This is a genomic window from Microbacterium sp. NPDC057407, from assembly GCF_042803895.1.
Classification (GTDB): domain Bacteria; phylum Actinomycetota; class Actinomycetes; order Actinomycetales; family Microbacteriaceae; genus Microbacterium.
In genome coordinates this window covers 40193-61640 of sequence record NZ_JBHVCA010000003.1, presented here as the reverse complement: position 1 = coordinate 61640, position 21448 = coordinate 40193, and the positions used below count along the sequence as shown (strand labels likewise).

General features: G+C 68.6%; 22 protein-coding genes and 1 tRNA gene. 16 read left to right on the top strand and 7 right to left on the bottom strand.

The window, feature by feature from the left end; all coding sequences use genetic code 11:
* Positions 1-51: 51 nt before the first annotated feature.
* Both ACFUTX_RS09085 and ACFUTX_RS09080 read left to right on the top strand, forming a co-directional pair.
* Positions 52-2577, top strand: a complete 2526-nt coding sequence (locus ACFUTX_RS09085; RefSeq protein ID WP_378863078.1) for an ATP-dependent Clp protease ATP-binding subunit — start codon at positions 52-54, stop codon at positions 2575-2577.
* Between the two features lie 166 nt (positions 2578-2743).
* The gene (locus tag ACFUTX_RS09080; protein WP_378863076.1) at positions 2744-3247 is read left to right on the top strand and encodes an amino-acid N-acetyltransferase; all 504 of its coding nucleotides are present in this window, start codon (positions 2744-2746) and stop codon (positions 3245-3247) included.
* A gap of 38 nt (positions 3248-3285) precedes the next feature.
* On the opposite strand, the gene ACFUTX_RS09075 is transcribed toward ACFUTX_RS09080, so the two are convergent.
* Positions 3286-3612, bottom strand: coding sequence for a zf-TFIIB domain-containing protein (locus ACFUTX_RS09075; protein ID WP_378863073.1), 327 nt, complete (start codon positions 3610-3612; stop codon positions 3286-3288).
* A 116-nt stretch (positions 3613-3728) separates the two neighbouring features.
* Here ACFUTX_RS09075 and ACFUTX_RS09070 point away from each other — a divergent pair, with 116 nt between their 5' ends.
* Positions 3729-4427 (top strand): hypothetical protein, encoded by a 699-nt coding sequence (locus ACFUTX_RS09070; protein WP_378863070.1) that lies wholly within the window; start codon positions 3729-3731, stop codon positions 4425-4427.
* 4 nt (positions 4428-4431) lie between these two features.
* Positions 4432-4623 (top strand): hypothetical protein, encoded by a 192-nt coding sequence (locus tag ACFUTX_RS09065; protein ID WP_378863067.1) that lies wholly within the window; start codon positions 4432-4434, stop codon positions 4621-4623.
* 372 nt (positions 4624-4995) lie between these two features.
* Here ACFUTX_RS09065 and ACFUTX_RS09060 read toward each other — a convergent pair whose 3' ends face one another.
* Complete coding sequence (locus ACFUTX_RS09060) at positions 4996-6534, bottom strand: amino acid permease (RefSeq protein WP_378863064.1); 1539 nt, start codon at positions 6532-6534, stop codon at positions 4996-4998.
* Positions 6535-6699: 165 nt separating this feature from the next.
* Between ACFUTX_RS09060 and ACFUTX_RS09055 the strand changes: the two genes are divergently transcribed.
* The 6 genes from ACFUTX_RS09055 to ACFUTX_RS09030 all read left to right on the top strand — a co-directional run bounded on the left by ACFUTX_RS09055 (position 6700) and on the right by ACFUTX_RS09030 (position 12430).
* On the top strand, positions 6700-8055 hold the full coding sequence (locus ACFUTX_RS09055) for a glutamine synthetase family protein (RefSeq protein ID WP_378863061.1): 1356 nt from the start codon (positions 6700-6702) through the stop codon (positions 8053-8055).
* Positions 8042-8866, top strand: a complete 825-nt coding sequence (locus tag ACFUTX_RS09050; RefSeq protein ID WP_378863058.1) for a gamma-glutamyl-gamma-aminobutyrate hydrolase family protein — start codon at positions 8042-8044, stop codon at positions 8864-8866. Before ACFUTX_RS09055 ends, ACFUTX_RS09050 begins: the two co-directional genes overlap by 14 nt.
* A complete protein-coding gene (locus tag ACFUTX_RS09045) occupies positions 8863-10224 on the top strand; it encodes an aldehyde dehydrogenase family protein (protein WP_378863055.1) in 1362 nt (453 codons plus the stop codon). Before ACFUTX_RS09050 ends, ACFUTX_RS09045 begins: the two co-directional genes overlap by 4 nt.
* A gap of 48 nt (positions 10225-10272) precedes the next feature.
* Complete coding sequence (locus ACFUTX_RS09040; RefSeq protein ID WP_378863052.1) at positions 10273-11046, top strand: 3-oxoacyl-ACP reductase; 774 nt, start codon at positions 10273-10275, stop codon at positions 11044-11046.
* A gap of 243 nt (positions 11047-11289) precedes the next feature.
* Complete coding sequence (locus ACFUTX_RS09035) at positions 11290-12006, top strand: FadR/GntR family transcriptional regulator (RefSeq protein ID WP_378863050.1); 717 nt, start codon at positions 11290-11292, stop codon at positions 12004-12006.
* Positions 12007-12028: 22 nt separating this feature from the next.
* Positions 12029-12430 (top strand): dehydrogenase, encoded by a 402-nt coding sequence (locus ACFUTX_RS09030; RefSeq protein WP_378863047.1) that lies wholly within the window; start codon positions 12029-12031, stop codon positions 12428-12430.
* A 46-nt stretch (positions 12431-12476) separates the two neighbouring features.
* Here the strand turns inward: ACFUTX_RS09030 and radA are convergent, their stop codons facing one another.
* Together radA and ACFUTX_RS09020 are read right to left on the bottom strand one after the other, a co-directional pair.
* The gene (gene radA, locus ACFUTX_RS09025) at positions 12477-13847 is read right to left on the bottom strand and encodes a DNA repair protein RadA (RefSeq protein WP_378863044.1); all 1371 of its coding nucleotides are present in this window, start codon (positions 13845-13847) and stop codon (positions 12477-12479) included.
* Positions 13848-13917: 70 nt separating this feature from the next.
* Positions 13918-14871, bottom strand: a complete 954-nt coding sequence (locus ACFUTX_RS09020) for an L-lactate dehydrogenase (protein ID WP_378864624.1) — start codon at positions 14869-14871, stop codon at positions 13918-13920.
* Between the two features lie 183 nt (positions 14872-15054).
* Here ACFUTX_RS09020 and ACFUTX_RS09015 point away from each other — a divergent pair, with 183 nt between their 5' ends.
* Complete coding sequence (locus ACFUTX_RS09015; protein WP_378863041.1) at positions 15055-15891, top strand: class II glutamine amidotransferase; 837 nt, start codon at positions 15055-15057, stop codon at positions 15889-15891.
* Here the strand turns inward: ACFUTX_RS09015 and ACFUTX_RS09010 are convergent.
* A complete protein-coding gene (locus ACFUTX_RS09010; protein ID WP_378863038.1) occupies positions 15867-17276 on the bottom strand; it encodes an MFS transporter in 1410 nt (469 codons plus the stop codon). The two genes, ACFUTX_RS09015 and ACFUTX_RS09010, sit on opposite strands and share 25 nt — an antisense overlap.
* Before the next feature lie 107 nt (positions 17277-17383).
* Here ACFUTX_RS09010 and ACFUTX_RS09005 point away from each other — a divergent pair.
* A tRNA-Ser gene (locus ACFUTX_RS09005) sits at positions 17384-17474 on the top strand.
* A 107-nt stretch (positions 17475-17581) separates the two neighbouring features.
* On the opposite strand, the gene ACFUTX_RS09000 is transcribed toward ACFUTX_RS09005, so the two are convergent.
* Together ACFUTX_RS09000 and ACFUTX_RS08995 are read right to left on the bottom strand one after the other, a co-directional pair.
* Entirely contained in the window at positions 17582-18724 is a 1143-nt protein-coding gene (locus ACFUTX_RS09000; RefSeq protein WP_378863035.1) for a tyrosine-type recombinase/integrase, read from the bottom strand.
* Positions 18717-19313, bottom strand: a complete 597-nt coding sequence (locus ACFUTX_RS08995; RefSeq protein WP_378863032.1) for a hypothetical protein — start codon at positions 19311-19313, stop codon at positions 18717-18719. The genes ACFUTX_RS09000 and ACFUTX_RS08995 overlap by 8 nt, the downstream gene beginning before the upstream one ends.
* 111 nt (positions 19314-19424) lie before the next feature.
* On the opposite strand from ACFUTX_RS08995, the gene ACFUTX_RS08990 reads away from it, so the two are divergent.
* The 4 genes from ACFUTX_RS08990 (at position 19425) to ACFUTX_RS08975 (ending at position 21439) form a co-directional block, all read left to right on the top strand.
* A complete protein-coding gene (locus tag ACFUTX_RS08990; protein WP_378863029.1) occupies positions 19425-19652 on the top strand; it encodes a helix-turn-helix domain-containing protein in 228 nt (75 codons plus the stop codon).
* A gap of 3 nt (positions 19653-19655) precedes the next feature.
* Positions 19656-19910, top strand: coding sequence for a glutaredoxin family protein (locus tag ACFUTX_RS08985; protein WP_378863026.1), 255 nt, complete (start codon positions 19656-19658; stop codon positions 19908-19910).
* 1083 nt (positions 19911-20993) lie between these two features.
* Positions 20994-21203, top strand: coding sequence for a hypothetical protein (locus ACFUTX_RS08980; protein ID WP_378863023.1), 210 nt, complete (start codon positions 20994-20996; stop codon positions 21201-21203).
* 23 nt (positions 21204-21226) lie between these two features.
* Complete coding sequence (locus ACFUTX_RS08975; RefSeq protein WP_378863020.1) at positions 21227-21439, top strand: hypothetical protein; 213 nt, start codon at positions 21227-21229, stop codon at positions 21437-21439.
* The last annotated feature ends 9 nt before the right edge of the window (positions 21440-21448 follow it).

The following is a 21448-nucleotide window of genomic DNA, read 5'->3' as shown; positions in this document are numbered from 1 at the left end:
AAGGCGCCAGGAGTGCATCCGCGCACCAGCAGCGCCCCGGAGGAGTGAACGATGTTCGAGAGATTCACCGATCGTGCCCGTCGTGTGGTCGTCCTCGCCCAGGAAGAGGCGAAGATGCTGAACCACAACTACATCGGCACCGAGCACATCCTGCTCGGCCTGATCCACGAGGGCGAGGGCGTCGCCGCCAAGGCGCTGGAGTCCCTCGGCATCTCGCTCGACGCCGTGCGCGAGCAGGTGCAGGACATCATCGGCCAGGGTCAGCAGCAGCCGACCGGCCACATCCCCTTCACACCCCGCGCCAAGAAGGTGCTCGAGCTGTCACTGCGCGAGGCGCTCCAGCTCGGCCACAACTACATCGGCACCGAACACATCCTCCTCGGCCTGATCCGCGAGGGCGAGGGCGTCGCCGCGCAGGTGCTCGTCAAGCTCGGCGCCGACCTCAACAAGGTGCGTCAGCAGGTCATCCAGCTGCTGTCGGGCTACCAGGGCAAGGAGCCCGCGGGCGTCTCGACCGGAGCCGGCGAGCAGCAGACCACGGGCGCCCAGGGCGGATCCCAGGTGCTCGACCAGTTCGGCCGCAACCTCACGCAGGCCGCTCGCGACAACAAGCTCGACCCGGTGATCGGCCGCGAGAAGGAGATCGAGCGCGTCATGCAGATCCTGTCGCGCCGGTCGAAGAACAACCCCGTCCTGATCGGCGAGCCCGGCGTCGGCAAGACCGCCGTCGTCGAGGGACTCGCTCAGGCCATCGTCAAGGGCGACGTGCCCGAGACGCTCAAAGACAAGCAGCTCTACTCGCTCGACCTCGGCTCGCTCATCGCCGGGTCCCGTTACCGCGGTGACTTCGAGGAGCGTCTGAAGAAGGTCACGAAGGAGATCCGCACCCGCGGCGACATCATCGTCTTCATCGACGAGATCCACACGCTCGTGGGGGCCGGTGCCGCCGAGGGTGCGATCGACGCGGCCTCGATCCTCAAGCCGCTCCTCGCCCGCGGCGAGCTGCAGACGATCGGTGCGACCACGCTCGACGAGTACCGCAAGCACTTCGAGAAGGATGCCGCGCTCGAGCGCCGCTTCCAGCCCATCCAGGTCGCCGAGCCCAGCCTGCCCCACGCGATCAACATCCTGAAGGGGCTGCGCGACCGCTACGAGGCGCACCACAAGGTGCAGATCACCGACGGCGCCATCGTCGCCGCGGCGAACCTCGCCGACCGCTACATCTCGGACCGCTTCCTGCCCGACAAGGCGATCGACCTGATCGACGAGGCCGGCGCGCGCCTGCGCCTGTCGATCCTGTCCAGCCCGCCCGAGCTGCGCGACTTCGACGACAAGATCGCCAAGGTGCGCGAGCAGAAGGAAGTCGCCTCCGAGGAACAGGACTTCGAGAAGGCCGCGTCGCTGCGCGACGAGGAGAAGTCGCTGCTCGCCGAGCGTCTGCGCCTCGAGAAGCAGTGGCGTTCGGGAGACGTCGCCGCTCACGCGGTCGTCGACGAAGGTCTCATCGCCGAGGTGCTCGCCCAGGCGACCGGCATCCCGGTGTTCAAGCTGACCGAAGAGGAGTCGAGCCGCCTCGTCTTCATGGAGAAGGCGCTGCACCAGCGCGTCATCGGCCAGGAAGAGGCCATCGCCGCCCTGTCGAAGACGATCCGCCGCCAGCGCGCGGGGCTCAAGGACCCGAAGCGCCCCTCGGGCTCGTTCATCTTCGCCGGTCCCACCGGCGTCGGAAAGACCGAGCTCGCCAAGGCGCTCGCCGAGTTCCTGTTCGACGACGAGTCGGCCCTGATCTCCCTCGACATGTCGGAGTTCGGTGAGAAGCACACGGTCTCGCGTCTGTTCGGCGCCCCTCCCGGATTCGTCGGATTCGAAGAGGGCGGCCAGCTGACCGAGAAGGTGCGCCGCAAGCCGTTCTCGGTGGTGCTGTTCGACGAGATCGAGAAGGCCCACCCCGACATCTTCAACTCGCTGCTGCAGATCCTCGAAGAGGGTCGCCTCACCGACGGCCAGGGTCGAGTCATCGACTTCAAGAACACGGTGATCATCATGACGACGAACCTCGGTTCGTCGGCGATCGCCGGGGGCCCGGTCGGGTTCCAGGTCGAGGGCAACAGCGGCACGACCTACGAGCGGATGAAGGGCAAGGTCAACGAAGAGCTCAAGCGCAACTTCAAGCCCGAGTTCCTCAACCGCGTCGACGACATCATCGTCTTCCCGCAGCTCGACAAGGACGAACTGCGGCAGATCGTGGGTCTGTTCACCAAGCGCCTCGGCGAGCGTCTGCTCGACCGCGACATGACGGTGGAGCTGACGGATGCCGCGAAGGACAAGCTGATCGAGATCGGCTTCGACCCCGCGCTCGGCGCCCGGCCGCTGCGCCGCGCGATGCAGCGCGAGATCGAGGACCGCCTGTCGGAGAAGATCCTCCACGGCGAGCTCGACGCGGGCGACCACGTGAAGGTCGATGCGGTCGGCGGCGAGTTCGTCTTCGAGCACGGTCCGCGCGGCGAGAAGGTGGCGGTGGGGGTCGTGCACAACGGCGAGATCACCGCGACGCCCGATCTGGCTGCGAACGCGTAGACCCTGAACTGGACGAAGAGCGGATGCTGCGGCATCCGCTCTTCGTTCGTTTCTGGCCCTCCACACCCCCGAGTCGCCAAGACACGCCGACGCCTCGCATGCGGGGCGGCGTGTCTTGGCGACTCGGTGCGAACGGACGGCGAGGTCGGCGTTCTACGCTGGAGGGATGAGCGAGTTCAGGGTGCGTCCGGCGACGACGCGCGACGTGCGGGCGATCCAGGCGATGCTGGAGCCGTTCGTGCAGCGACGCATCCTGCTCGGCAAGGACCTCGTCGTGCTGTACGAGGCGACGCAGCAGTTCGTCGTCGCTGAGACCTCCGAGGGCGAACTCGTCGGGTGCGGGGCCCTGCACGTCATGTGGGAGGACCTCGGCGAGATCCGCACGCTGATCGTGGTCGACGAGTGGCTGCACCGCGGGGTCGGCCGGGCGATCGTCGAAGCGCTCGAGAGCAACGCGCGCACCCTCGGGCTCTCGCGCCTGTTCTGCCTGACGTTCGAGGTCGACTTCTTCACCCGGCGCGGTTTCTCGCCCATCGGCGAGCAGGTCGTCGACCCCGACGTCTACTCGCAGCTCATCCGTTCGCCCGACGAGGGCGTCGCCGAGTTCCTCGACCTCGCCCACGTGAAGCCGAACACTCTCGGCAACACCCGCATGCTCAAGAACCTCTGACGCGACCGCGGGGGGGCGGACCGCCGGGCGGTCTCGGCTCAGTCGAAGAGCTCGCTGAGCCAGTGCTCCTTCTTCTTGCGGCGGTGTCCCTGGTCGTATCCGGACTGGCCGTACCGCGGGTCGTACCGCTGGCCGTACGGATCCTGCGCGGGCGGCGCGTAGCCCTGCGGCGCGGCCTGCGGAGTCCCGTACGAAGGGGCCGCGGGCGCTGCCGGCGCCGGCGTCGCCTCGCGAGCGGCGCGCTCGAGGATCTTGTCGAGCTCGCCGCGGTCGAGCCACACGCCCCGGCAGGTCGGGCAGTAGTCGATCTCGACGCCGGAGCGCTCGCTCATCACCAGCACGGAGCCATCGGTCGGGCACTTCATGGGTCCTCCTCGGGGTCTGCCCCGAACCTATCGGCGCAGCCTCGGCATCGGCTGGGAAGCGCCGGCTGCGGGCGCGCCGACGGGGGACGACGGATGCCCCGGCCTACCCTGGAAGCATGAGCGGGACGACGCGTCGCAGGCGGCACTCGCCGGCCGTGTATCGACGTCGCCGGCTGGTCGCGCTGCTCGCTGTGCTGGCCGTCGTCGCGGTGGTCGTGTGGCTGCTCGTTGCCCAGCCGTGGAGCGGGTCGGCGACCGAGAATCCGCCTGTCGTGCAGATGACGGCGGATGCCTCGCCCTCCGCCTCGCCGACTCCCGCCGCCACCCCGAGCGCGACCCCGACCGCCGACCCGGGCACGGTCGAAGGGGCCGTGCCGAGCCCGTCCGCTTCGGCCGAGGAAGCCGCGAAGGCCTGCGCCACGGGGGATGTGACGGTCGAGGCCGTCACCGACCGCGACTCGTACACCGCCGACCAGCAGCCCGCGTTCACCATCAAGCTCACGAACAACGGCGCCACGGACTGCACGCTCAACGTGGGAACGAGCGCGCAGGTGTTCACGGTCACGAGCGGCGCCGACACGTGGTGGCGGTCGACCGACTGCCAGAGCAAGCCCAGCGACATGGTCGTCCTGCTCTCCGCCGGGCAGACCGTGTCGAGCGCGTCACCGCTGGTGTGGGATCGCACGCGGTCAGCGGTCGGCACCTGCGAGGACACGACTCGGCCCCGCGCGCCCGGCGGAGGCGCTTCGTACCACCTCTCGGTCGAGGTCGGCGGGATCCCGTCCACCACGACGGCCCAATTCCTGCTCTACTGAGCGGATGGACAGGGTCGAGTCGTACCGCGCGCAGTTCGATGAGGTCGACCGCGCCGGTCGCCGCGTGACCCTGGCCGTCGAGCAGCGCGAACGGGAAGACGACGGATCGACGCCGCCGCACAGCTGGTACCGAGGCGAGGAGTACGAACTCGACGTCGACGGCGATGAGGTCGCGGTGTACGTGCGCCGCCTCTGAGGGTGCGCTGCCACGCAGACCGGCTGTGCACGGGCACAGAGAAGGCCCCCGGGGTTGGGGACTCCCGGGGGCCTGGCATCGTCGATCAGTCGGGCGCCCCCAAGGCGCGGGATCCTCGACGATGATGTGAGAGGGCGCTGGGGACACCACTCTCTGAGGTGCTGGGGACACCTCGCGTACAAGATTACGTGGATTGGTTGAACCTTGTCTGTCCCCACTTCGGAGGACAAAACCTGGCAAATTCGTCCATGCGAGTGAATATTTGTCCCCCAAATGGGGGACAAATTGGATGGATCTAGAGTATCTGCCGGGTGGGCGGAAAGCGGCGGGGTCGGAGCATCCCCCCGGATCGCTCCGACCCCGCCCGCCTGGCTACGCGGACTTGTCGCCGCCGAAGACCTCCGACTCCATGGCGTCGTACCCCTCGGCCTGAGGGTCGCGGTGCTCGCCGCCGGAGATCGCATATTCTTCCTCCGGCGACAGCACGAGGCGGTGGCGGAAGAACAGCGCGAAGCCGATCAGGATCACGACGTAGACGATCGCGATGGCGACGATCGCGGGACGGGCCGGCTCGTTGATGAAGAAGCCGAAGAAGATCAGCACCGAGACGGCGCCCGCGATGACGGCGCCCGGGATGCCCCAGGGGCTGCGGTACGGGCGTTCGACGTTCGGGAACTTGCGGCGGAGGATGACGTACGACGCCATCTGCAGCGCGTAGGCGATCACCGCGCCCCAGATGGCGATGTTCAGCACGATCGCTCCGGCCACGCCGCCCGTGCCGCCGAGCGCGTCGACGAGCACCAGCGCGACGAAGCCGATCACGGCGCCGACGATGAGCGCCACCCACGGCGTCGCGCGCTTGCCGGTGAGCGAGAGGAACCGCGGGTAGTAGCCGGCCCGCGAGAGCGAGTACATGTTGCGGCCGTAGGCGAACATGATGCCCTGCAGCGACGCGAGGAGTCCGATCAGCGCGAAGAGCGCCAGCACGGCGGCGAGCTCGTCGCCGACGATCGCCCGGAACCCGTCGAGGAGCGGCTCGCCCGCCACCCCCGTGGCCGCCGCGCCCACGACGCCGGTGTTGAGGAACAGCACGAGCAGGCCCGTGATGATCAGGGTGGTGCGGGCGATGAAACCGGCGCGCGGGATGTCGCGCTGAGGGTTGTGCGACTCCTCCGCCGCGAGGGGCAGCTCCTCGATGCCGAGGAAGAACCACATCGCGTAGGGCAGCGCGAACAGGATCGGGATCACGCCGTGCGGGAGGAACGCCGTCTGGCCGGGGTCCGGCGGGATGTCGAAGAGCTTGTCCCAGCTGAACTGGCCCGAGAACAGCGCCATCACCGAGAAGACGAGGATGATCGCGATCGAGATGATCGACACGACGATGGCGAACTTGAAGGAGATCGAGGCCCCGGCCGCGTTCAGCGCGATGAACGACGCGTACAGGATGATCCACCACACCCAGGTCGGCATCGAGAAGTTCAGCAGCTCGCTCGTGATCGCGTCGGCGTAGGAGGCCGAGAAGTAGACGATCACGGCCGTGGTGGCGACGTACTCGATCGTCTCGGCGAGACCGGTGACGAGGCCGCCCCACGGGCCCATCGCGGACCGGGCGAACGAATACGCACCGCCCGTGTGCGGCATCGCGGCCGCCATCTCGCCGATCGAGAAGATCATGCCGTAGTACATGACCACCAAGATGGCGAAGGCGATCAGCATGCCGCCGAACCCGGCGAAGTCGATGCCGAAGTTCCAGCCGGAGAAGTCGCCCGAGATGACGGCGGCGACGGCGAGTCCCCACAATCCCCATACCCCGGCGGATCTCTTCAGCGTCCGCTTCTGGAAGTACTCCTGGCCGGCACGCGTATAGGTCGCCCCAGCGACCTTGGCGGCACCATTACTCGACTGTGACATCGGTCCTCCGTGCACTCGGGTAGGACGCGGGGGCTGCGTCTTGCGCATGATTGTGGCGCTTATTGGTGGGCTGTGTCTACCTTTGGATGTGAATTGCTCGTTACAGTGGAGCTGAGCGCGGCCGACCGACCGCGCTCGCGACGCGTGAGACAGGAGGATGGCCGTATGCCCGGGAATCTCACCGTCCCAGACCTCAACGCCGGCATCGCATCGGGTGACATCGACACCGTGATCGTGGCGTTCGCCGACGCCCAGGGCCGCCTCGTCGGCAAGCGGGTGTCGGCGCGCCTGTTCCAGGAGGAGGTGCTGGCCCACGGCGCCGAGGCCTGCAACTACCTGCTGTCGGTGGATGTCGACATGAACACCGTCGACGGGTATGCGATGTCGAGCTGGGAGAAGGGGTACGGCGACATGATGCTGCTGCCCGACCCCGCGACGCTTCGTCGTGTGCCCTGGCAGCCCGGCTCGGCGCTCGTCATGGCCGACCTCGCGTGGGAGGGCGGCGAACCCGTCGTGCAGTCGCCGCGCGACATCCTGAAGACCCAGCGCGCCCGCCTCGCCGAGCGGGGGCTCGTCGCCTACTCGGGAACCGAGCTCGAGTTCATCGTCTTCGACGATTCGTATCGGGATGCCTGGGCCAAGGGCTATCGCGACCTCACCCCGTCGACCGACTACAACGTCGACTACGACCTGCTCGCGTCGGGCCGGCTGGAGCCGCTGCTGCGCGACATCCGTCTCAGCATGGACGGCGCCGGCCTTTACACCGAGGGCGTGAAGGGCGAGTGCAACCTCGGGCAGCAGGAGATCGCGTTCCGCTACGCCGAGGTGCTCGAGACCGCCGATCAGCACACGATCTACAAGAGCGGCGCCAAGTCGATCGCCGACCGCCACGGCAAGGCCATCACCTTCATGGCCAAGTTCAACGAGCGCGAGGGCAACAGCTGCCACATCCACCTTTCGCTGCGATCCGAGAGCGGCGAGCCGGTCATGGCGGGTGACGGCGACCACGGCTTCAGTCCGCTCATGGAGCACTGGATCGCCGGCATCCTCGCCACGCTGCGCGAGTTCACGCTCCTCTACGCCCCGACGATCAACGCCTACAAGCGGTACGCGAAGGGCACGTTCGCGCCCACCGGCGTGGCATGGGGCATCGACAACCGCACGTGCGCGCTGCGGGTGGTCGGACACGGCGGCTCGCTGCGCGTCGAGAACCGGGTGCCGGGCGGCGACGTCAACCCGTACCTCGCGATCTCGGCGATCATCGCCGGAGGGCTGCACGGCATCGAGCACGAGCTGCCCCTGCCCGATGCCCTCACCGGCAACGCCTATGCGGCCGGCGTCGAGCACCTGCCGACGACGCTGCGCGAGGCGGCCCAGCTCTTCGATCAGTCCGCGATCGCTCGAGCCGCGTTCGGCGACGACATGGTCGAGCACTACCTGAACCAGGCGCGCATCGAGGTCGAAGCCTTCGACGCCGCCGTGACCGACTGGGAGAGGGTGCGTGGCTTTGAGCGGCTCTGATCGCCCGGTGATCGGCCTGACCACCTACCTCGAGCAGGCGAAGCAGGGAGTGTGGGACGTCCGTGCCGCCTTCCTTCCCCAGCAGTACTTCGATGCGGTCAGCGCGTCGGGCGGTGTGGCGGTGCTGCTGCCGCCGCAGCCGCATCCGGATGCCGCGGCCCCGGCCGTTCTCGACGGACTCGACGGCCTCATCCTGACCGGTGGGCTCGACGTCCAACCCGAGCTGTACGGAGCGGCGCGGCATCCGCTCACCGATCCCGCTCGCCCCGACCGGGATGCCTGGGAACTCGCGCTCTTCCGGGGCGCGGAAGAGCGGCGGATGCCGGTGCTCGCGATCTGCCGCGGGCTGCAGCTCGTCAACGTCGCCCGTGGCGGCACGCTGCACCAGCACCTCCCCGAGGCGCTCGGCACCGAGCGATACCGCATCGGCGGCGGGGTCTTCGCCACCAACGAGGTGACGGTCGACGACGGGTCGAAGCTGGCCGGCCTCGTCGGCGGCGGCCCGCTCGACGTGCACAGCTACCACCATCAGGGCGTCGATCGGCTCGGCGACGGGCTCGTCGTCAGCGCGCGCACCGACGACGGCCTCGTGCAGGCGTTCGAGGGCGATGGCGACCAGTACCTCGTCGGGGTGCAGTGGCACCCGGAGGAGAACGCCGAGGACCGCCGGCTCTTCGCGGGGCTCGTGGCCGAGGCATCCGTCTTCTCCCAGTCCCGCCGCTTGCCCGAGGTGTCCCACTTTTCGGCGGCCGGCGACCCCGGTGCCGAGCGAAAGCGGGACGCGATGCACGCAGAAGTGGGACACGGATGAGCAGCACCTTCACCCTGATCAACCCCGCGACGGCTCGGCCCATCCGCGAGGTCGGGCGCGCCACGGCAGACGAGGTCGACGAGGCCATCGCGAGGGCCAAGGTCGCGCAGAGGTCGTGGGCCGCGCTCGCGCCCGTCGCGCGGGCGGACGCGCTTAGACGATTCGCGCGGGTCGTCGAGGATCATGTCGAAGAGCTCGCGCAGCTCGAAGTGCTCAACTCAGGGCATCCGATCGAGTCCGCGCGGTGGGAGGCGTCGCACGTCGCGCAGGTGCTGAACTTCTCGGCCGGTGCGCCCGAACGACTGAGCGGCCAGCAGATCCCGGTCGCCGGCGGCCTCGACGTGACCTTCCATGAACCGTACGGGGTCGTGGGCGTCATCGTGCCCTGGAACTTCCCGATGACGATCGCCTCGTGGGGCTTCGCTCCCGCGCTCGCCGCCGGGAACGCCGTCGTGCTCAAGCCGGCGGAGCTCACCCCGCTCACGGCGGTGCGCCTCGGTGAACTCGCCGCCGAAGCCGGGCTGCCCGACGGGCTCTTCACGGTGGTGACCGGTTCGGGTTCGGTCGTCGGCCAGCGGTTCGTGGAGCACCCGGACGTGCGCAAGGTCGTCTTCACCGGCTCGACCGAGGTGGGCGTCGAGGTCGCCGCCGGGTGCGCCCGGGGGCTGAAGCCGGTCACGCTCGAACTCGGCGGGAAGAGCGCGAACATCGTGTTCGACGACGCCGACCTCGAGGCCGCAGCCGCGTCGGCGCCCGCGGCCGTGTTCGACAACGCCGGGCAGGACTGCTGCGCCCGCAGCCGCATCCTCGTGCAGCGGTCGGTGTACGACCGGTTCCTCGAGCTGCTCGAACCCGCCGTGCGCGCCTGGCGCGTCGGCGACCCCGGGTCGGAGTCGACCCAGATGGGGCCGTTGATCTCGGCGTCGCACCGCGACACCGTGTCCGAATTCCTCGACGGAGCAGACGTCGCATTCCGCGGTGAGGCGCCCGACGGGGACGGATTCTGGTTCGCGCCGACCGTCGTGCTCGCCGACCGGGGCTCGCGCATCGCACAGGAAGAGGTGTTCGGCCCGGTGGTCGCGGTGCTGCCGTTCGACGACGAGGCCGACGGCATCGCGCTGGCCAACGACACGATCTACGGCCTCGCCGGCTCGATCTGGACCGAGAATCTCGGTCGCGCCGTGCGCGTGTCGCGCGCCGTCGAGAGCGGAGTCCTGTCGGTCAACTCGCACTCGTCGGTGCGCTACTGGACGCCGTTCGGCGGCATGAAGGCCTCCGGCCTGGGGCGCGAGCTCGGCCCCGACGCCGCCGAGCACTTCACCCAGACCAAGAACGTCTTCTTCGCGACGGATGCCTGACCTCACCGGCGAACGCGCGACCTGCCCCCAGAAAGGAACCTCCCACCCATGGACCTGACCCAGCGCCTCAAGGACCGCGTCGCCACCGTCACCGGCGGCGCCTCGGGCATCGGGCTCGCCACCGCCCGCCGCTTCGCCGCAGAGGGCGCGCGAGTCGTGATCGCCGATCTCGACCCGACGGCGGGAGAGGCTGCGTCGGCGGAGGTGAATGGGGTGTTCCGTCACGTGAACGTCGCGGACGAGGCATCCGTCAACGCCCTCTTCGACGGGGTCGCGGCCGACTTCGGCAGCGTCGACATCGCGTTCAACAACGCCGGCATCTCGCCGGCCGACGACGACTCGATCGAGACCACCGAACTGCCCGCCTGGGATCGGGTGCAGGACGTCAACCTCAAGAGCGTCTACCTGTGCTCGCGCGCGGCGCTGCGGCACATGGTTCCCGCGGGCCGGGGCTCGATCATCAACACGGCGTCGTTCGTCGCGCTGCTGGGGTCGGCGACGTCGCAGATCTCGTACACCGCCTCGAAGGGCGGGGTGCTCGCCATGACGCGCGAGCTCGGGGTGCAGTTCGCGCGGCAGGGCATCCGCGTGAACGCCCTCTGCCCCGGACCGGTGAACACGCCGCTGCTGCGGGAGCTGTTCGCGAAGGACCCGGAGCGCGCGCAGCGCCGGCTCGTGCACGTGCCGATGGGCCGGTTCGCCGAGCCCGAGGAGATGGCCGCCGCGGTCGCGTTCCTGGCCTCGGACGACGCGTCGTTCATCACCGCGACCGCCTTCGTCGTCGACGGAGGCATCACCAACGCGTACGTGACCCCGCTGTGAGCTCGTCGTGGATGCCGTAACTCAGGCCGGCTCGCGGGCCCGGTCCCGGAATCACCCCGGTTCTGCCGGGCCGGCGGCCGTTCAGCCTGAGTTGCGGCCGCCCGCGGCTCGGGGCGGCGGGGCCGGGCCGCAGCGCCGGGTGTGCACAACGTCGGCGATCGGGGCCCGGCAGGGGCGGGATCGAGCAGGGGGCCGCGCCCTCGCCGCGGATCACCGACGGTGTGCCCGCGGAGCGGCGGTGACATGACCGAGACACCGCTGCGGGAAGTGCGCCGGGCCGTCTACCGACCCGTCCGCGAGGGGAACGCGCTCGAAGACACCGTCGCCCGCCTGGTGCAGACGATCCGGTTGGGCGTCGTGGCGCCCGGCGAGTCCCTGCCGTCCGAGCGCGAACTGGCGACGCTCTACGCCGTGAGCCGCGACACGGTGCGCGAGGCGATCCGCGAGCTCGCCGACACCGGCTACCTGGTCCGCCGCCGCGGCCGTTACGGCGGCACGTTCGTCGCCGACCCGCTACCGCAGCCGCCCCACCCCGGAACCGTCGACGCCTCGGAACTCGACGACGTCCTCGGACTGCGCCGGGTGATCGAGGCCGGAGCCGCCCGGGCGGCGGCGTCGCGCACCCTCGATCCGGCTCAGCGCGACGAGCTCTGGGCCCGGTACGAGGCCGTGACGGCGGCATCCCAACCCGACTACCGCCGGCTCGACACCCTGCTGCATCTGGCGATCGCCGAGGTCGCCGGCATCCCGTCGCTCGTCGCCCTGGCCGCCGAGAACCGCGCCCGCGTCAACGCCTGGCTCGACACCTTCCCGCTGCTGCCGCGCAACATCGAGCACTCCAACGCCCAGCACGAGCACATCGTCACCGCGATCATGGCGGGGAGAGCGGATGCCGCGGAGTCGGCGATGCTCGACCATCTGGCCGGGTCGGAGGCGCTGTTGCGCGGCTTCCTCACCTGAGGCGCCGGTCTACCCTGTAACGATGGCCGGAAAGAAGCGCGCGAAGAAGGAACTCGAGTTCCGCAACACCCAGCTGTCCGACGCGCTGCAGACGCAGGACATGGCGGCGGTGGCCTTCGCGCTGCGGCACGGGCCCACCGTGGTGCCGCTGATGCGGCCGGGTCAGCGCGACAATCCGCTCGACACCGGCGAGGTGTGGACCTACCGTGACCCGCGCACCGGCGATGTGGCGCTGCTCCTGTTCAGTGACGCGGTCCACAAGCCGGCGACCCTTCCTCCGGGTGTGGCGCTGCAGTCGCCGGCGTGGCTGCGCGCGTTCCTCGGGGCGCACCAGGACGAGATCACCACGGTGTTCTTCGACATCGCCGGGCCTCACCCTCTGCAGGCGTCGGCCGCTGACCTCATCGCCGCGCTCGACGCCTGACGCCGGTCGCCCTCGACGCGTCAGGCGGCCGTGCTCGGGCGCGGGCTCAGAACGCGGGAACGTCGTCTCGCGGGCCGGGCTTGAGGCGGGCGCGGACGTCGCCGAGCGCCCCGCGGAGGGTTCCGGACCGGTTGTCGACGAGCTCGCTGTAGCCGAGCCGGGCGGCCTCGCTGCGTCGCTGGGTCGCCTGCGTGACGGGGCGCACCTCTCCGGCGAGACTCAGTTCGCCGACGGCGGCGAGAGTCTTCGGGGTGGACTCGTTGCGGAGCGCCCCGGCGACGGCGATCGCGATCGCGAGGTCGGCCGCCGGCTCGGTGAACCGGACGCCGCCCACGGTCGAGACGTAGACGTCCTGGTCGCTCGTGACGATGCCGGCCTTCTTCTCGAGCACCGCGAGCACCATGGCGACACGGGCGGAGTCGACGCCGTTCACGATGCGCCGCGGGTTCGGCGACGACGCCTTGATCGTCAGTGCCTGCACCTCGACCGGCAGTGCCCGCCGGCCCTCGAGGGCGATCGCGACGCAGGTGCCGGGCTCGGGGGAGCCGTGGCCGAGGAACAGCGCGCTCGGGTCGGGAACCTCGGCGATGCCGGCACCGGTCATGTCGAAGCATCCGACCTCGTCGGTCGGCCCGAACCGGTTCTTCAGCGCCCGGACGAACCGCAGGGAGGTCTGCCGGTCGCCCTCGAAGTGACACACGACGTCGACGAGATGCTCGAGGATGCGGGGACCCGCGATCGACCCGTCCTTCGTCACATGCCCCACGATGATGACCGGAAGACCGCGCTCTTTCGCGACCCGGATCAGGGTGGACGCCACCTCGCGCACTTGCGACGGATGCCCCGCCATGCCGTCGGACAGCGATGAGGCCACCGTCTGCACCGAGTCGACGATCAGCAGATCGGGCCGTACCTCGTCGACGTGCCCGAGGATCGTCGCCAAGTCGGTCTCGCTTGCGAGGAAGAGCTCGTCGTGCAGCGCCCCGGTGCGCTCGGCGCGCAGCCGCACCTGAGCCGTCGACTCCTCGGCGCTGGCGTACAGCACCCGGCGGCCGGCCTTGGCGGACTGCGCCGCGACCTCGAGCAGCAGTGTGGACTTGCCGACGCCGGGTTCGCCCGACAGCAGGATGGCCGCACCCGGCACGACCCCGCCGCCCAGCACGCGGTCGAACTCGCCGACGCCGCTCGTGCGGCGCGGGGCCTCGGACGTGTCGATGCTCGTGATGGGCTGCGCCGACCGGCCGGCGCCGGGAGCGAGCGGCGTCACCGAACGGGTGAGACCGAGGGGCTCGGATGCTTCGACCACCGTGCCCCACTGCTGGCATTCGCCGCAGCGCCCGACCCACTTGATCGTCGTCCAGCCGCACTCGGTGCAGCGGTAGGGCGCGGTCTGCGTGGGTCGTCGGGCGGCGGCCATGGATTCAGCGTACGTGCGGCCCCCGACATCCCCCGGCCCCCGCTCGGCGCGGCGGCGGCGACGCGCCCGCTCAGTCGCGAAGCGAGTCGGCGACTTCGCGCAGGGCGCCCGCCGACCGGTGCAGCAGCTCGAGCTCGCGGTCGTCGAACCGCGTCTCGAGGATCGGCCGCGCTCCGGCCGCGCTCACGACCGACGGGACCGAGAGCGCGACGCCGTCGACCCCGTGGAAGTCGCGCAGCACCGGCGAGACGGGCATGACCGCATGCTCGTCGCGGAGGATGGCCTCGATGATGCGGGCGCTCGAGAGCCCGATCGCGTAATTCGTCGCTCCCTTGCCCTGGATCACCTTGTAGGCGGCGTCGCGCACGTCGACGGCGATCTGGTCGAGCTCGTCGGGAGTCATGCGATCGCCGCGCGGGGTCACCCATTCGAGGATCGGCACCGTGCCGATGGTCGCCTTGGACCACAGCGGGAACTCGGTGTCACCGTGCTCGCCGACGATGTACGCGTGGACGCTGGACGTCGAGACGCCCGCGCGCTCGGCGAGCTTCCACCGCAGGCGCGACGTGTCGAGCACGGTCCCCGACGCGAAGATCCGCTCGGGCGGCAGGCCTGTTTCTTCTTGCGCCAGCACCGTGAGCACGTCGCAGGGGTTGGTGACGATGACGTAGATCGCGTTCGGGGCCACCTCGAGCAGCTGCGGCATCATGCGCTTCATGATCCCGGCGTTGACGCCCGCCAGCTCGATGCGCGTCTGCCCCGGGTTCTGCTTGGCTCCCGCCGTGATCACGACGACGTGAGAGCCTTCGACGACCGAGATATCGCTGCCGCCGACGATGTCGCTCGTGCCGGTGAACTGGGTGCCGTGGGCGAGGTCGAGCACCTCGGCCTCCACCTTCTCGGTCGCGATGTCGTAGAGCGCGACGTGCCGGGCGGATCCGCGGATCAGCGAGGCGTAGGCGGCGCTCGATCCGACGCTTCCGGCTCCGACGATGGTGACTTTCGAGTTCTCGATGACGGCCATGCCGCCAGTCTTGCAGTCGCCGGATGCCTCGACCACCGGCATCCGCCCCTCTCCGTAGTCCGGCACCGCACCTGCGCCTGGGGAGGAGGCGAAGCGCGGGGAACGTCACCCGCCGGGGCTGATGCCGGGTCGAATCGGCCGGTCGTAGCCTGGGGCCGTTCCGGCGGCGACGGGAGGACGAAGATGTGCAGGTGGCTGGCGTATTCCGGCGAGGCGTTGCAGCCCTCGTCGTTGATTCTCGACACGAAGCATTCGGTGGTGGCGATGTCGTTGAACTCGCCGCTGGGTGCTGAGACGGTGAACGGCGACGGCTTCGGCTTGGGCTGGTATTCGACGGATGCCGCGGCCGCGGACGGTCCGGCGGTGTACCGGTCGACGGAGCCGGCGTGGAATGACCAGAACCTGCGCGAGATCAGTCGTGCGGTGCGGACCCCGCTGTTCTTCACACATGTGCGGGCTGCGGCGGCGCCGCCGATCCAGCAGACGAACTGCCATCCGTTCCGGCACGAAAACTGGCTGTTCATGCACAACGGCGCGATCCACGGCTTCGAGTCGTTCAAGCGGGAGCTGGTGCTCGATGTCGATCCGTCGCTGTATCCGTCGATCCAGGGCACGACCGACACGGAGGTGCTGTTCCACCTCGCGCTGACCTACGGCCTGATGGATGACCCGGTGGCGGCGGTGGGTGCGGCGATCCGGAGGGTGGAGAAGGCGGGCCAGGCGGCGGGTGAGCAGTTCCCCATGCAGGGCACTCTCGCGGTGACCGACGGGGTCACGGTGTGGGCGTTCCGCTACTCGACGCAGGGCCGTTCGCGGAGTCTCTTCCACTCGGCCGACATCCCGACGCTTCGCGAGATGTATCCGGATGTCGCGCGCCTGAACGACTTCGGGGATCACGCGCGGGTGGTGGTGTCGGAGCCGTTGAACGACCTGCCCGGGGTGTTTCTCGAGGTGCCGGAGTCGACGGTGGCGGTGGTCGAGCCGGACGGTTACCGTCACGCGGAGTTCTTGCCCGCCTGACCCGACGCGTCTGCAGCCGGCGCGGTCGACGGCGCGGTGTTGCGGATGCCCGCCCACGAGACGAGTCCGCCGGCGATGAGCAGCGCCGCGGTGAACAGGGCGGCACGGTGGAACCCGTCGAGGTCGAGTTCTCCGCCGGCGATGGTGGCGAGGGCGGCGATCGTGACGAGCCCGGCGACACGGGCGACCGCGTTGTTCACCGCCGAGGCGATGCCGGAGCGCTCGGTGTCGATCGCGCCGAGGATGGCGGAGGTGAGCGGCGAGACGGTGAGTGCGAGCCCCAAACCCATGAGGATCATGCTGGGGAGCACCTGCCACCAGTAATTGAAGTCGGGGGCGACGGTGAGCAGCAGCAGGGCGCCCGCCCCCATCGTTATCGGGCCGACCGTCATGAAGAACCGCGGGCCCCATCTTCCGGCGAGGGCGCCCGCCCGCGAGCTCAGCAGGATCAGCAGGATCGTGACCGGCAGGCTCGCGAGCCCGGCGAGGGTCGCCGACAGTCCCGCACCCTGCTGGAGGTACACCACCACGACGAAGCCGTTCAGCGACAGGGCGCCGTAGATGAACGTGGTGGCGATGTTGCCGACCGAGAAGTTGCGCACCCGGAACAGATCGAGGGGGAGCACGGGATGCCTCGTGAACCGCTGGCGCACGATGAACGCGGTGAACAGCACGGCGCCGACGACGAGGGGCAGCCAGATGAGCGGCGACGACCAGCCCAGCCTGGGCTGCTCGATGAGGGCGAACACCAGCAGGCCGAGGCCGAGGGTGCACAACGCCGCGCTCAACCAGTCGATCGCGGCATCCGGCTTTCGATCGTCACTCACGCGCGCTCGCGCCAGCAGCCACAGGGTGATCGCGATCGGGATCACATTGATGAGGAAGACGAGGCGCCACGACAGGAAGTCGACGAAGAGACCGCCGAGGATGGGGCCGGCGATCATCGCGGTGGTGGTCATCGCCGTCCAGATGCCGATCGCGCGACCCTGCGCCGCGCCGCGGAACGTGGCGGTGATCAGCGCGAGCGAGCTCGGGACGAGGAACGCGCCCGCCGCGCCCTGGAGAGCTCGCGCCACGATGAGGAACTCGGCCGTCGGGGCTGCTGCGATCGCGACACTCGTGACTCCGAACCCGATGAGGCCGATGCGCATCACCAGGGCCCGGCCGTAGGCGTCGCTGGCCGAGCCGGCCACGAGGATGAGCGCGCCGAGCGTGATGAGATAGGCGTCGACAACCCACTGCTGCGTCGCCAGACCGCCGCCGAGCTCGTCGCTGATCGCCGGGAGCGCAACGTTCACGACGGTGCCGTCGAGGAACGCCACGAACGACGCGAGCACCGCGATGGTGAGGATCGTGCGCTCGCGCCCCGACATGGTCTGGCTCATGGCCTCAACCTATCCCCGACCTCGGACGTCGGATACGGGTGCCCGGGCGCCGGCACCGATCCGCCGTCGATTGGCGGCTCGGCGCGGCGTGACGTAAACTCTTCGGCGGTGACGTGTCCGAGCGGCCGAAGGTGCAACTCTCGAAAAGTTGTGTAGGGTAACCCCCTACCGTGGGTTCAAATCCCACCGTCACCGCCACGTCGAAGCCCCGCGAACCCTTGCAAACACTGGGATCGCGGGGCTCTTCTCTTTCGTGAAGCGGCGACGGGGGAACAAATCGGGAACAACTGGTCCCGGGAACGGACTCAGATCCCGATGCCGGGGACCTCCGGCGGGAGCACCATCGGCGTCTCGCTAGGCGGGTAGATCGATCGGTTTCGGGCCTGTGCGAGCGCGGTTGCGACGGCGTCGAGATCGTCGTCGAAGAGGTCGGCGTAGGTGTCGAGGGTCATCGCCGCCGAGGCGTGACCGAGCATCCGTTGAATGGCCTTCACGTTCGCGCCGGCACTGATGGCCAGGCTCGCCGCAGTATGGCGGAGATCGTGCGGCGTCACCCGGGGGAAGGTCGGATCTTCCTTCTGAGTTCGTCGCACCGCTTTGGCGAACCAGCCGTCCTTGGAGTTGGGCAGTCGGAGGTGATGAAGCCCGTCGCCGAACAGAAGGTGAGCGGAGTCCTTTCCAACGAACAGGGATCGGATCATCGGATCGAGGAAGTCCGGGTACCGCACCGCCCGGGTGCGGTGAGTCTTCGGCGACCCAACGTGGATGTGTCCATTCACGAGGACCGCGTTCTCGTAGACGGTGACGCGTCGACGAGTAAGGTCGACGTCTCGAAGTCGAAGTCCGGTCGCTTCACCCCACCGCAAACCGGTGTAGGCGAGGAAGTAGACGATGTGAGGGTGGGCGGCTCGTTGAGCGAGCTCAGCGACCTGTCGGTGTGTGAGGTAGACACGGGGCTTGGGGAGCTTCTTGGGAAGCTTGACGCCCCGAGCGGGGTTGTCGGCGAGTCGCCGATCGCGCACCGCGATGTCGAGGATGGCGGCGAGGATTCCGAACGACCGGATCACCGTCGTCGGTCCTCGCGTGCTGGTCATTTCCGATACCCAAGCACGAACGTCGCTGTGCCGGATGTCGCCCACCTGGCGATTGCCCCACGCGGGTTCGACATGGATCCGCCACGCTGACTCCAACGGGTGCGCCGATGATGGCTTGAGGACTGCCTGTTGATCGGCGATCCAGATCGCTCCCAACTCGCCCACTGTTGCGCGGGCGTCCGTGGGGTCGATGTATCGCTTCTCCGCGATTGAGACCGATGTGGAGGCGAGAAACCGCTCGGCATCGCGTTTGGTCGCGAACCCCTTCTTGGATGCTTGCGATCGATCGGGCTTCCGGTACCGGACGAGGTATCGCTTGCCTGCCTTGGTGTTGTAGCTGTGGATGCTACCCATCGGCCTTTCGGCCGGCGGCTGCTGTCATTCCTTCGAGGCGCCCTGCTGCTCTGGCCTTCCGGGTCCAGTCGGAGGCGGTGCGGTGGGGGATTCCGAGTTCGTTCATGATCATACGGAGGGGGGCTTGCCCGGAAAGGGCCGCGACGCCGTAGAGGATCTCGACGACGTCGAGACGGGCTTCGGATGATCCGCGCTTGACCACGTCGGTCGCGAGCCACTCGGGAATGAGGCGCCCGTCTCGGGTGGAGAGTTCGTAGACGCTCAACCAAGTGGCGTGGGTGCTGTCGTCGAGCGTCAGCGCGATGCAGTGTGGTGCCGCCGCTTGCATGATCGCTTGCACGGTGACCTGGCGCAGCGTGTTCGCGTTCACCTCGACCGCGTCGACGGTGCTTTCCACGGTGACCGCCTTGACGACGTAGCGGCCCGTGCTGCGGACGTACTTCGCTTCGATGCGCGTCGCGAGGCCAGTCGATTTATCGGTGGTGCTGGCAGCGAACCCTGGCGCGATGCGAAGCCCGGATCCCAGCGGCTGGACTGCCGCTGTTGCGGACATGGGGCTGCCATCGAGAGTCTTCACGTCGACCTTCACCTCCCCATTATGTCTAGTCGCGTCAGGGGTTCGCGCTTTCCTCTTGACGAGTGTATCTCTAAATGCTTCACTCATGTCAAGTTGAGACGCAAATACGCAACGGAGGTCGGGATGAGCACACTGGATCACACGGCGATTCAGAGCCTTTCGCACACGTTCGTCACGCCAGCGCAGGTGGTCGCGATGCTTCCGGGCATCACCCTGCGCACGCTCGCGATGTGGCGATACCGGCAGGTCGGGCCGCCGTATCGAAAGCTCGGCGCCCGGATCGTCTACCCGCTCGACGAACTGGACGACTGGGTCGAATCGCAGGCGCACGGCTCGGATGCGAGGCGGTGAGTCATGACCAGCGTGACCGTTTACTCTGCGGGGCCGGCGTGCGTGCAGTGCAAGCAGACTTTCGACCACCTCGAGCGCCGCGGCGTTGAGTTCACCAAGGTCGATCTGCGTACGAAGGTCGCGGCTCTTGAGTACGTCACGGATCAGCTCGGCTATTCGCAGGCGCCGGTTGTCGTCGTTGATGACGAGCCGGAGAACCACTGGTACGGGTTCCGGCCTGATCTTATCGATCGCCTCGTCACGGGAGCGCTCAAGTGAGCGACCGACGGCCGGACCACGAACAGGGCGACCCGACGGCAGGCAACAACAGTCCCGGCGCCAAGGATGCGATGAGGGCGTGGCGGGAGCGGAATCGTGACCATCTCAGGGCGTACAACGGAGCATGGCGGGAACGAAACCTAGAGCGCGCTCGGGAGCTGAACCGCCTCTCCATGCGTCGACAGAGCCAGAAGAGGAAGCGCGAGGAGGAGAAGCGTGAGCGGCGACGTGCGTATGCCCATGATTGGTACGCGCGAAATCGAGAGCGGTACGGCAAGCAGCAGCGAGAGTCGCGTGCACGCCGCAAGGCGGAAGACCCAGAAGCTTTCCGGGCGATGGCTGCCGCTCGGATGAAACGGTGGCGAGACGAGAATCGCGAGGAATACAACCGGCGCGTCCGCGACCGGCGCCGGGAGAACCCGGGCTCCCGCGTAGAAAGCTCCCGGCGATACTACGAGGAGAATCGTGAGCAGATCCTCGAGCGGGCGCGACAGCGGTATGCCGCCAATCATGAGACCGCGCGCGCGAAGGCGAATGCCTACGAGGCTCGGGAGCGGAGACGCCGCGAAGTGGGACTGCCCCCCAACCGGCTCCACGTCGTCCGGCCGACCGAGCGTGATGCGAATCAGCGAGCTGCAGACGAATTCTTCTCGCGCAGCTTCGACCGGTTGGCCGTCGCCAACATGCGGCTTGGCAGCATGGAACCTACTCCACCCCGACTCATCGCTGCATGGGAGCGGGATTGTCTCCGTGCACGCGCGGCCCATTACCTAGCGACCGCGGATCCTGCGACCCCGCCCAGCGCCCGCGAAGAACTGAGGATCGCGCGACTAACGGCGAAGGCAGCAGAGGATGCCCGCCTGGACGCAGTCGGACTAGCGGTGAACGTGCGACTTCGAAGCCAGCGCGGCAGTGCCGCGCAGCTCCCTGATCCTGCCGCTCCACACCATTCCGGGGCGATCTCCAACAGTCCACACATCCCCCGCTGACTCGGCAGGCTCACATCTCAGCCGCAAGACTTTTCTCGAAAGGCACATCATGATCGACCGAGCACACACCGAAACTACGCTCTGGCGGACTGCGGTGTCCGCGTTCAGCTACTACCCGACCAAGCACATCGACGAGCCCGGGTACACGGTCGGCGAGGACGTCGCATGGTGCCTCGAGCCGCTCAGCGAGGTTGACCCCACCGCTGTTGGGCGGCTATCCGATCTCGTGGCGACCGCAATCGTGGACCCGACCGCAACCCGAACTGCGCTCACGAAGGAACTCGAACGCCTCGCCGATCGGTAAACGGCGCTGAGGAGGTACTGAAGATGCTGACGTTCGAGCCGACGATGGCGATGATCGCGACCATAGTGTTGCCCTGCGCGGCGATCATCTTCGGAGTCGTCGCTGTGATCACCCTTGTTCGTCGCGGGTTTCGCCGTGCTACGTTCCTGACCGTGATCTCTTCCGTCTGCGCGGTCGGGACGTTCGTCGCAGCGACGATCGTCGCTCACGCAGATGGACTCATGCCCCCCACCTGACTCACACGC

Excerpts from the sequence above, each read along its gene's own strand:
- ACFUTX_RS09010 (WP_378863038.1), bottom strand. The coding sequence starts at position 17,276 with ATGAGCCAGACCATGTCGGGGCGCGAGCGCACGATCCTCACCATCGCG.
- ACFUTX_RS09055 (WP_378863061.1), top strand. The coding sequence starts at position 6,700 with ATGCCCGGGAATCTCACCGTCCCAGACCTCAACGCCGGCATCGCATCG.
- ACFUTX_RS09040 (WP_378863052.1), top strand. The coding sequence starts at position 10,273 with ATGGACCTGACCCAGCGCCTCAAGGACCGCGTCGCCACCGTCACCGGC.
- radA (WP_378863044.1), bottom strand. The coding sequence starts at position 13,847 with ATGGCCGCCGCCCGACGACCCACGCAGACCGCGCCCTACCGCTGCACC.
- ACFUTX_RS09080 (WP_378863076.1), top strand. The coding sequence starts at position 2,744 with ATGAGCGAGTTCAGGGTGCGTCCGGCGACGACGCGCGACGTGCGGGCG.
- ACFUTX_RS08975 (WP_378863020.1), top strand. The coding sequence starts at position 21,227 with ATGCTGACGTTCGAGCCGACGATGGCGATGATCGCGACCATAGTGTTG.
- ACFUTX_RS08990 (WP_378863029.1), top strand. The coding sequence starts at position 19,425 with ATGAGCACACTGGATCACACGGCGATTCAGAGCCTTTCGCACACGTTC.
- ACFUTX_RS09045 (WP_378863055.1), top strand. The coding sequence starts at position 8,863 with ATGAGCAGCACCTTCACCCTGATCAACCCCGCGACGGCTCGGCCCATC.
- ACFUTX_RS09075 (WP_378863073.1), bottom strand. The coding sequence starts at position 3,612 with ATGAAGTGCCCGACCGATGGCTCCGTGCTGGTGATGAGCGAGCGCTCC.
- ACFUTX_RS09015 (WP_378863041.1), top strand. The coding sequence starts at position 15,055 with ATGTGCAGGTGGCTGGCGTATTCCGGCGAGGCGTTGCAGCCCTCGTCG.
- ACFUTX_RS09000 (WP_378863035.1), bottom strand. The coding sequence starts at position 18,724 with ATGGGTAGCATCCACAGCTACAACACCAAGGCAGGCAAGCGATACCTC.
- ACFUTX_RS09030 (WP_378863047.1), top strand. The coding sequence starts at position 12,029 with ATGGCCGGAAAGAAGCGCGCGAAGAAGGAACTCGAGTTCCGCAACACC.
- ACFUTX_RS09060 (WP_378863064.1), bottom strand. The coding sequence starts at position 6,534 with ATGTCACAGTCGAGTAATGGTGCCGCCAAGGTCGCTGGGGCGACCTAT.
- ACFUTX_RS09085 (WP_378863078.1), top strand. The coding sequence starts at position 52 with ATGTTCGAGAGATTCACCGATCGTGCCCGTCGTGTGGTCGTCCTCGCC.
- ACFUTX_RS09065 (WP_378863067.1), top strand. The coding sequence starts at position 4,432 with ATGGACAGGGTCGAGTCGTACCGCGCGCAGTTCGATGAGGTCGACCGC.
- ACFUTX_RS09020 (WP_378864624.1), bottom strand. The coding sequence starts at position 14,871 with ATGGCCGTCATCGAGAACTCGAAAGTCACCATCGTCGGAGCCGGAAGC.
- ACFUTX_RS08985 (WP_378863026.1), top strand. The coding sequence starts at position 19,656 with ATGACCAGCGTGACCGTTTACTCTGCGGGGCCGGCGTGCGTGCAGTGC.
- ACFUTX_RS09070 (WP_378863070.1), top strand. The coding sequence starts at position 3,729 with ATGAGCGGGACGACGCGTCGCAGGCGGCACTCGCCGGCCGTGTATCGA.
- ACFUTX_RS09035 (WP_378863050.1), top strand. The coding sequence starts at position 11,290 with ATGACCGAGACACCGCTGCGGGAAGTGCGCCGGGCCGTCTACCGACCC.